Origin of the sequence: Sphingomonas sp., assembly GCF_051962185.1 — a bacterium.
In the GTDB taxonomy this organism is placed as follows: domain Bacteria; phylum Pseudomonadota; class Alphaproteobacteria; order Sphingomonadales; family Sphingomonadaceae; genus Sphingomonas.
Map to the genome: position 1 here is coordinate 1 of NZ_JBQCCN010000266.1, position 8839 is coordinate 8839.

Here is an 8839-nt window from a genome sequence, read left to right on the forward strand (position 1 = left end):
ACCACCTGGGTGTTCTCGAAATCGTAGAGATTGTCGCCCTGGAGCAGCCCGGCGGCCTCGAGCATCCGCTCGACCGTTTCGGTGCCCTCTTCGGTCAAGGTGACCGACTTCTGCTTCTCGTCCTTTTCGTAGAGGTCGGGGGCGAGCTGCTTCACCACCGCGTCGACGCTCTTGTAGAGTTCCGACTTGTCGTCGGTCGGGCCCGAGATGATCAGCGGCGTGCGCGCCTCGTCGATCAGCACCGAGTCGACCTCGTCGACGATCGCCATGGCGAACGGGCGCTGGACCATCGACTCGCGCTCGTACTTCATGTTGTCGCGCAGATAGTCGAAGCCGAATTCGTTGTTGGTGCCGTAGGTGATGTCCGACCCATAGGCTTCCTTGCGCTGGAAGTCGGTCAGATTGGGCACGATCACTCCGACCGTCAGGCCGAGGAATTTATAGACCTGGCCCATCCATTCGGCGTCGCGCTTGGCGAGATAGTCGTTGACGGTGATGACATGGACGCCGGTGCCGGGCAGCGCGTTCAGATACACCGCCAGCGTCGCGACCAGCGTCTTGCCTTCGCCCGTCCGCATCTCGGCGATCTCGCCGCGATGGAGCACGATGCCGCCGATCATCTGCACGTCGTAGTGGCGCTGACCGAGCACGCGCTTGGCCGCTTCGCGCACCGTCGCGAAGGCTTCGGGCAGCAGGTCGTCGAGCTTTTCGCCATTGGCCAGGCGTTCGCGGAAGAGAACGGTCTGGTTGGCGAGCGTCGCGTCGTCCATCGCCTGGAGCGTGGGTTCGAACCCGGCGATCTTGTTGACGATCGACCCGAGCGACTTGACGTAACGGTCGTTGGACGACCCGAAAATGGATTTGGCGAGTCCGCCGAGCATGATGATGTTCCTGTTATATGGGTACGCACGGGCCCGCTGGGCCGCGCTGATCGACAACGAAAGGGAAGCGTGGCGCCGACGCTATTCGCGCCGGCGGCTCGCGAAAGCGGGGATCGGATCGGCGAGCGTCAGCACGGGCAATGCCGCCACCATCGCTTGGACCGGGCCGGAAAGGCTCTGGACCGGGCGCGCCGCGATCTGATGCCGTACCGCGACGGTCGCCTTGACTGCCGTCGCGACGACATTGCTGCTGAGCGTGGTCGGCACCTGCGTCGCGCGCGCGCCGCCGGTGCCGCTCAACGCGGACAACAAGGCGGACAGGAGCAGGATCAGATTCAAACCGGCACTATCTCGTCGATTGCGAAGGACGGTGACATAGGGACGCGTCCGTCAAAGGTCTATCAAATACTCATCGAGCCGACCGTGCCGGCGACCGCACGGTCGCCGTCACTTTCGGGTCGACCCTGACCGACCGCGTCAGCGTGATGGTCGCGGGGACGGCCTTGCCGGCGCGCGTGACCGGATCGATCATCCGCCGGCCGGGATAAAAATCGGCGCACGCTTCATCATCGGAAACCGCCGCAGTGCCGGAATGGCAAGCGACACCGCGCCCGTCCGCGTCGACATCGACGACGGTCCGGATCAGGGTCTTGAGAATAGGCCCCTTCGACACGTCCGGCATCTTGGTGCCGAGATCGAAGTCCAGGTCATCCGCCAGGTGCCAGAGCATCGACGTGGTATAGATGAAGCCGGTCGGCGCTCCGTCGCGGGTGACCGCCGGTTTGAACCTTGCGCGCATCATCGCGAGGCGACAGCTCGTCTGGTCGAGGGACGAGGAACCGCTTCTGGTGATGACGATGCATCGTTCGGGTCGTCCTTGCGGGTCGACATAGAGGCCGATGGTCACGCGACCCTGCTGATTGTTGCGCTTCGCCTCCGCCGGATAATCCGTATCGGTGAACCAGGTCCGAGGGTCGTTCAGCGGTTCGCCCGCCACTTCGACCGATACCGGAAAGGGCGGTGGCGACTGCGGCGGCGCTGGCGGTGCGATCGCCACGGGAGGTCCGGAAGGGAGCATCCGTTGCGGCGCCATCGACGGCACGGCCATGGGCACCGGGGGAGCGGGCACCGGCACGCCGGCCGTGCGCTTTTTCGATGGCGCGTCGGTCGACCCGCTCGCCGCCTTTTGCCCCGGATTCGCCGCCGCGATGAGTGGTGCGAGCATCACCCCCAGCAAGGCGAAAACCGTCATCGCGACTGCCCTGACCAATTCAGCCATTCCGCGGCTTCCCAGATCGTCACCAGCGGGAGGCGCACCCGTTCCATCCGAACCATATTTCACTTCGCGGGAGCGGGTACCGGCGGCACGACCGGGAGCGCAGGCTGCAATTCTTCGTCTCTGAGCGTCCAGCGGAAGCTGATTTGATAGGTCCATTCCATCGGCTTGCCGTCCGGGTCGCGCGCCGGCGCGAACCGCGCGCGGCTTTGCATCAAATAGCAGGTGGTGGCGTCGAGTCTCTCCGAACCGCTGCTCGATACGACCCAGCACCGATAGGGCAAGCCCTTGCGATCGAGCGCCATGCGGACGACCACACGACCCTGCTCGCCCTGCCGTTTCGCCTCGGGTGGATAGTCGCCATCGGTGACCCACTCTCCAGGGTTGACCAGCGGCTTCGCGGCATCGCCCGGCGGACTGACCAAGGGCGGCAGCGGCGGACGCGGCATCACCGGCGCTGGGGGCGCGGGCGGCGCGACCGTCATCGGCACGGCGACACGCGGCAGCACCATGACCGGCGGCGGAACCACGACCGGCGGCCTGGGCGGTCGCGGGATCACGCGCGCCCGCTTGACCGGCTTCTTCGCGCGCGTTGCGGCAACGGCGGGGGTGATCGCCAGCGCCACGATCGCCAGCGCGGTGATCGCCAGCGCGCGGACCATCTCAAAGACGTCCGGGCCTGCATCGTCGCGCACGACCCCGGTGTGCGCCCCATGCGGTATCGACTTCGGCATTATCCCCCCTTTTACCCTGCCCCGTCAGAACTTCTTGCGAACCGCCGGCGCGGGCTTGGCGGCTGGCGGCGTCCCGACCGGCGGCGGCAGAGGCGCTCCCGCCGCCGGCTCGGGCGGCGGCGGTGGCGGCGTTTCCAGCTTCCACAGCATCGACGAACTCCATTTGCTCGGAATCGGCTTGTTCTTCTTGTCGCGCGCCACTTCGAACCGGCCGTTGGCGGTCATGTAGTTGCACGTCGTCTCGTCGAGCAGCGGCGATTCGGAACTCTTGGTGACCTTGCAGTCGGATACCCGGCCGGTTTCGTCGACCGACAAGGTGAAGCTCACCCTGCCCTGTTCGCCGGTCGCGCGCGCCGGCGCCGGGTAACCGTCCTGCGGAATCCACGTGCCGGGATTGCCGATCGGCTTGGCCGTCGGAACCGGCTCGTCGTCCTGCGCGAAGGCCGGCGTCGCGACCAGCACCAGAAGGACGGTTGCTATCTTGCCGAACACCTAAACCTCTCCCGGATCTGATTATTTCTCGATCGACGTGATGATCGAATACCTGATCTTGCGCGGCGCCTTGCCATCGAACGGCATAAACGGCCCCAAGCCATAGGTACAGGGAGATGGCAAACCGACCGCAAAGCCGTCCTGCCCGGCTGCGGCGCACTTCTTGACCTTGCCCGACGGCCACGCCTCGAACGTCGCGGCGTTCAGTCCGGTGATCCGGCGATCCGGTCCGCGACCGATCTCGGTATAGGTGGTCATCCCGGCGACATTCTGGGTCATCTCGCTGATGACCAGGCGGTTGCCCTGCCCGATACCGCCGCGCAAGCCGATCGTGAATGCGGACGGGGACGACAGCCAACAGATGCTACCTGTCGCTTCCGGAACCGGGCCTTTGCGCTCTTCGCGACAGTCGAGCACTTTTCCGTTCGGGCCGATATGAAGATAGGTAACCCGCTGCCAGCTTGCCATCGGCGATACCGGCGGCGGGCCGAGCGACCAATGGAATTTGGAGCTGAACGTCCCCGCAACGGCATTGCCGGCGGCATCCCGGGCAGGCGTGAATCGCGCACGTTCCGTCAGCAGGCGGCAAGTCGTTTCGTCGAGCAAGGCGACGCGCGACGACAGGGTGACTTCGCAGGCCGCGACCATGCCGTTCGCGTCGATCGACAGCGCAAAAGCGACCGTCCCCGATTCGCCCTTGCGCTTCACCGCGGCCGGATAGTCGTCAGCCGTCACCCATTCGGCGGTGTTGAGCGGCTTGGCCGGCGTACCGCCGTCTTGTGCGACCGCCGGAGCGGCCGATAGGCACGAGATCAGGATTAAGCGATTGATCCCCTTCCGCATCACGCTAACACGCCCCCGACCCGCTCTCATTCGAGCACGATAACTTCGGGGCCCGCTCATGTCATCCGCTCGCTCGCCGCTCGCGCCCGCCGCCTTTCCGGATCTGCCCGAGATCGCCGGGGTCACCCGTCGCGTCGCCCGGGCGCAGTACAAGAAATGGGATCGCTGCGACCTGACCTATGTCGAGATGGCGCCGGGCACCACCGTCGCGGGCGTGACGACGAAGAGCAAATGTGCCTCCCCGGAAGTCGATTGGTGCCGGGCCGCTCTGGTGCTGGGCCGTGCCCGCGCCCTGGTGGTCAATGCCGGCAATTCGAACGCCTTCACCGGCGATCGCGGCCGCGCCGCGGTCGAAGGGCTGGTCGCCAACGTGGCGCGCCAGCTCGGCTGCCAGCCGTCGGACGTGTTCGTCGCCTCGACCGGAGTGATCGGCGTCCCGCTGCCGCTCGACAAGGCCGAGGCCGGGCTCGCCGCCGCGTTCACCGCGGAACCATGCGGCTGGGAAGAAGCGGCCGAGACGATCATGACCACCGACACCTTTGCCAAGGCGGCGGTGACCCGCGCGATAGTCGACGGCAAGGCGGTCAATCTGGTCGGGATCATCAAGGGATCGGGGATGATCGCGCCCGACATGGCGACGATGCTCGGCTTCATCTTTACCGACGCCGCGATCGACCCCGCCTGGCTGCAGGCGGCGCTGAGCCGCGCCAACACGCGCAGCTTCTCGTGCATCACGGTCGACAGCGACACCTCGACCAGCGACACCGTGCTCGCCTTCGCGACCGGCGCCGCCGGCAACGTCGCGATCGCGCATGACGACGATCCCGGCGCCGATGCCTTCGCGGCGGCGCTCAATGACCTCTGCCTGCAGCTCGCCCATCTCGTCGTGCGCGACGGCGAAGGCGCGACCAAGTTCATCGCGGTCGAGGTGACCGGCGCCGAGAGCGACGCCAGCGCGCAGCGGATCGGCATGAGCATCGCCAATTCGCCGCTGGTGAAGACCGCGATCGCCGGCGAGGACGCCAATTGGGGCCGCGTCGTCATGGCGGTCGGCAAGGCCGGCGAACCCGCCGAGCGCGATCGCCTGGCGATCCGCTTCGGCGAGACCCAGGTCGCAAGGAACGGGCTGGCGGTCGCAGGCTATGACGAAGCACCGGTTGCGGCGCATCTGAAGGGCAAGGAGATCGACATCGGCGTCGACCTGGGACTCGGCGATGGGCGCGCGACGGTGTGGACCTGCGATCTCACGCACGGGTACATCTCGATCAACGCCGATTACCGCTCATGACGACCGGCGGCTGTGCCTGCGAAGGTGTGCGCTATCGCGTCATCGGCGAGCTGTACGACGTCGGCTGGTGCCACTGCCGAATCTGTCAACGTAGTTCGGGCGCGCCGGCGCTGGTCTTCGCGACCGCCAAGCGCGCCGATTTCATCGTCGAGGCGGGCGAAGACTTGCTGGCCGAGCGTCGCACCACCGAATTCGGCCGGCGTCGGCATTGCGCGCGCTGCGGCACGCTGCTGACGATCGAGGTCGACTTCCAGCCCGACGAGATCGACATCGCCGCGGCGACGCTCGACGGCCCCGAAGCGGTGCGGCCGGGTTTTCACATCTTCTGCGACGATGCGATCTCATGGGGCGCGATCGACGACGGATTGCCGCGCTACGCCCAATTCCGGCCGGACACGCGCGGCCTGGCGCCCGGCCGGACGGAGCCGTGACATGCTGACGATCTGGGGCCGGCTCAACTCGCACAACGTCAAGAAGGTCGCCTGGTTCGCCGAGGAACTCGGCCTGTCCTATATCCGCCACGATGTCGGCGGCCAGTTCGGGATGAGCGATTCCTATCTGGCGATGAACCCCAATGCGCTGATCCCGACGATCGAGGATGACGGCTTCGTGTTGTGGGAATCGAACGCGATCCTGCGCTACCTCGCCGCCCGCCATGGCGGCCCGCGCTGGTGGTCCGACGAGCCGCAATTGAGGGCGCTCGGGGATCGCTGGATGGACTGGCAGGCAGGCTATGCCGATGCCCAGCGCGACGCCTTCGTCAATCTGATCCGCGCCGCGCCCGACAAGCGCGATATCGCCGCCGTCGCACGTTCCGCGAAACGCACCGGCGAGCACATGGCGATCCTCGACCGTCATCTCGCTCAAACGCCGTGGCTGTCGGGCGAGGATTTCGGGGTCGGCGACGTGCCGATGGGCGTCTATGCCTACACGTGGTTCACGCTCGACATCGAGCGGCCCGATCTGCCCAATGTCACCGACTGGTATCGCCGGCTGCAATCGCGCCCAGGCTATGCCAGCCAGGTGATGATCCCGCTGACTTGACGACATCTCGGTTCGCGCCCAGAGGGACCGCCCGCCGCGATCCCGCGGCGCGATCCAGGGAGGCCATCATGCATCGCATCGACCATCTCGCCGACCTGCCCTGCTTTCGAGGTCAGTTCGAAACGGCGTAAGGGCTATCCGTCCGAAACCCGCGTGAAGCGTGGCTTGCGCTTCGTGCATGGCGATATCGAACTCGTCGAGAAACTCGGCCGCAACGACCCGTGCCCGTGCGGGTCCGGGCGCCGGTTTCAAGGCATGCTGCCTGACCAGCGGCCGGTTTCGATGGCGCCGAGCGCCATGATTATTATCGCTGAGCGGTGCTGAGCCCAATAGCTTAGCGCCTCTCCCGCATGCGGGAGAGGTAGGGGCCTGCCGCAAAGCGGCGGGAGGGTGAGGGTCTTCTTCCTTCTTCTGCTTCGGTACGCGCTTGAAAGAAGAAAGAAGACCCTCACCCAACCTGCACCGGGCGAACAGCGCCCCGCGCTGTTCACCCGGTGCACCCGCAAGCGGGAGAAGGCTACAAAAACAAGGCCCGCACCCAATGGGATGCGGCCCTTTCTTCACACTGTATCGAGGTTCAGGCGACCGAACTGGTCGCCGTTCCCAACTCGCCCTCCAGCCACGCCTTGATCCGGCCCTTGGGCTCGGCGCCGATCTTGGTCGCGGCCGGCGCGCCGCCCTTGAACAGGATCATGGTAGGGATGCCGCGCACGCCATAGCGCGCCGGGGCGTCGGGGTGATCGTCGATATTGAGCTTGGCGATCGTCACCTGCTCGCCGAGTTCGTCCGAAATCTCCTCGAGGCTCGGGCCGATCATCTTGCACGGGCCGCACCATTCCGCCCAGAAATCGACGAGCACCGGCTTGTCGGAATCGAGTACATCCGCCTTGAAGCTGTCGTCGGTGATCTTCTTGGTCGCCATGGGTGAATCTCCTTTGATCACGAATGTAGGCGCGGTCCCGGCCATGCTCAACGGGTGTGACCCTAGCTTTGCTCCGTGACGACAAAGCCGGGCTTGTGGGCAGTGAGTACGGCGTCCGGCAAGTCGAACAGGCGCGGCGCCGCGGTGTACAGCAGCGCCGCTTCGACCCGCCGTCCGGGGAAGATCACACGTAACGCCTCGGCGTAAGCGGCCATCTGGCGCAAATGGAATTGCGGCACCTCGTCGAGGCCCAGCGGGACGCGCCGGCCGGTCTTGAAATCGACCACGCGGACGCGGTCGGGTTCGATCAGCAAGCGGTCGACGGTGCCGGCGATCACATGACCACCCGGCACGACCGCGGAAATCGGCGCCTCGCCAAGCGATTGCGGGCCGAACAGCGCGGCATGCGCGGGGTCGTCGAGCACCGCGAGCACCGTCGCGACGACGTTCGACCGCGTATCCTGGTCAGCGACCATCCCGACGCTCGCCAGCCACCGCTCCGCCGCCGCCGCGCGGCGATCGGGATCGACGGCGGGAAGCCGCTCGAACAGCGCATGGATCAGCCGGCCGCGCTCGGCGGCCGCGCGCATGGTCGCCGATGGCGGCGGATCGGGCACGTCGTCCTCGCCAAGCGACGACGGGGCGAGCGGCCGCGGCGGGCGCGATTCGATCGGTGCCGGCAGATGCGCCCAGGTGGGGAGCGCGATTTGCCGCGGCTCGACCACTTGCGACGCCCGTCGCCGTACCGGCGATTGCGGCTCGTGTCCGGCGAAGGATCGGCGCGGCCCCTCGCCCTCGCGTTCGGACGCGCCCAGCGCCGTCAATGCCGCCTCGGCCGCGGCGTACCAGCTATTGGTCGAAGGGACTCCCTGCGATCGCGGGCCGAGCGATCCGGCGATCTCCAGCCGTTCCTCGGCGCGCGTCGCGGCGACGTAGAATAGCCGCCAATGCTCGGCCAGCTCGCGCGCGTCGGCGGCCGCAATCGCCTCGGCCAGCGGGCCCGAGCGCTGCTCCTTGCGCGGCCGGAACACGGGCAGCTCGACGGCATCGTCCGCTTTCCATTTCAACGTCGACCGCGGGGCGGCATCGGGGTCGGCGGTGGCGTCGGCCAGGATCACCAGCGGTGCCTGCAATCCCTTGGCGCCGTGCGCGGTCATGACGCGGACCGCGTCGAGCGGTTGCGACGGGTCCCGCACGATCTCGACGTCGCCGCGGTCGAACCAGTCGAGGAAGCGCTGCAGCGAGGGAATGGCGACGCGCTCGAAGTCGAGCGCGGCGTTGAGCAGTTCGTCGATTGGATCGCGCGCTTCCAGGCCCAGCCGCCGGATCAGCTTTCGCCGCCCATCCAACGGGCCGGTC

At 66.9% G+C, this 8839-nt stretch carries 12 protein-coding genes; 4 read left to right on the forward strand and 8 right to left on the reverse strand.

What is annotated here, in order from left to right; all coding sequences use genetic code 11:
• The 6 genes from ACTHJR_RS16855 to ACTHJR_RS16880 form a co-directional block, all read right to left on the reverse strand.
• On the reverse strand, positions 1-881 hold an 881-nt coding region (locus tag ACTHJR_RS16855; protein WP_440524438.1), incomplete at its 3' end, for a DEAD/DEAH box helicase.
• An 81-nt stretch (positions 882-962) separates the two neighbouring features.
• Entirely contained in the window at positions 963-1220 is a 258-nt protein-coding gene (locus ACTHJR_RS16860) for a hypothetical protein (RefSeq protein ID WP_440524440.1), read from the reverse strand.
• 70 nt (positions 1221-1290) lie between these two features.
• Positions 1291-2160: an energy transducer TonB gene (locus tag ACTHJR_RS16865; protein WP_440524442.1), complete on the reverse strand. Its 870-nt coding sequence runs from the start codon at positions 2158-2160 to the stop codon at positions 1291-1293.
• 59 nt (positions 2161-2219) lie between these two features.
• Entirely contained in the window at positions 2220-2891 is a 672-nt protein-coding gene (locus ACTHJR_RS16870; RefSeq protein ID WP_440524443.1) for an energy transducer TonB, read from the reverse strand.
• A 24-nt stretch (positions 2892-2915) separates the two neighbouring features.
• Positions 2916-3383, reverse strand: coding sequence for an energy transducer TonB (locus ACTHJR_RS16875; RefSeq protein WP_440524444.1), 468 nt, complete (start codon positions 3381-3383; stop codon positions 2916-2918).
• A 21-nt stretch (positions 3384-3404) separates the two neighbouring features.
• Entirely contained in the window at positions 3405-4226 is an 822-nt protein-coding gene (locus tag ACTHJR_RS16880) for an energy transducer TonB (RefSeq protein ID WP_440524445.1), read from the reverse strand.
• 58 nt (positions 4227-4284) lie between these two features.
• Here ACTHJR_RS16880 and argJ point away from each other — a divergent pair, with 58 nt between their 5' ends.
• From argJ to ACTHJR_RS16900, 4 genes are all read left to right on the forward strand, one after another.
• A complete protein-coding gene (argJ, locus tag ACTHJR_RS16885) occupies positions 4285-5514 on the forward strand; it encodes a bifunctional glutamate N-acetyltransferase/amino-acid acetyltransferase ArgJ (protein WP_440524446.1) in 1230 nt (409 codons plus the stop codon).
• The gene (locus ACTHJR_RS16890; protein ID WP_440524448.1) at positions 5511-5945 is read left to right on the forward strand and encodes a GFA family protein; all 435 of its coding nucleotides are present in this window, start codon (positions 5511-5513) and stop codon (positions 5943-5945) included. The genes argJ and ACTHJR_RS16890 overlap by 4 nt, the downstream gene beginning before the upstream one ends.
• Before the next feature lies 1 nt (position 5946).
• A complete protein-coding gene (locus ACTHJR_RS16895; protein ID WP_440524449.1) occupies positions 5947-6558 on the forward strand; it encodes a glutathione S-transferase family protein in 612 nt (203 codons plus the stop codon).
• A gap of 153 nt (positions 6559-6711) precedes the next feature.
• Positions 6712-6882, forward strand: a complete 171-nt coding sequence (locus ACTHJR_RS16900; RefSeq protein WP_440524450.1) for an SEC-C metal-binding domain-containing protein — start codon at positions 6712-6714, stop codon at positions 6880-6882.
• A gap of 253 nt (positions 6883-7135) precedes the next feature.
• Here ACTHJR_RS16900 and trxA read toward each other — a convergent pair whose 3' ends face one another.
• Positions 7136-7480, reverse strand: coding sequence for a thioredoxin (trxA, locus tag ACTHJR_RS16905; RefSeq protein WP_440524451.1), 345 nt, complete (start codon positions 7478-7480; stop codon positions 7136-7138).
• Between the two features lie 62 nt (positions 7481-7542).
• The coding region (locus ACTHJR_RS16910) for a PD-(D/E)XK nuclease family protein (protein WP_440524453.1) at positions 7543-8839 on the reverse strand (1297 nt) is incomplete at its 5' end.

Excerpts from the sequence above, each read along its gene's own strand:
- ACTHJR_RS16865 (WP_440524442.1), bottom strand. The coding sequence starts at position 2,160 with ATGGCTGAATTGGTCAGGGCAGTCGCGATGACGGTTTTCGCCTTGCTG.
- ACTHJR_RS16870 (WP_440524443.1), bottom strand. The coding sequence starts at position 2,891 with ATGCCGAAGTCGATACCGCATGGGGCGCACACCGGGGTCGTGCGCGAC.
- ACTHJR_RS16880 (WP_440524445.1), bottom strand. The coding sequence starts at position 4,226 with ATGCGGAAGGGGATCAATCGCTTAATCCTGATCTCGTGCCTATCGGCC.
- argJ (WP_440524446.1), top strand. The coding sequence starts at position 4,285 with ATGTCATCCGCTCGCTCGCCGCTCGCGCCCGCCGCCTTTCCGGATCTG.
- ACTHJR_RS16890 (WP_440524448.1), top strand. The coding sequence starts at position 5,511 with ATGACGACCGGCGGCTGTGCCTGCGAAGGTGTGCGCTATCGCGTCATC.
- ACTHJR_RS16895 (WP_440524449.1), top strand. The coding sequence starts at position 5,947 with ATGCTGACGATCTGGGGCCGGCTCAACTCGCACAACGTCAAGAAGGTC.
- trxA (WP_440524451.1), bottom strand. The coding sequence starts at position 7,480 with ATGGCGACCAAGAAGATCACCGACGACAGCTTCAAGGCGGATGTACTC.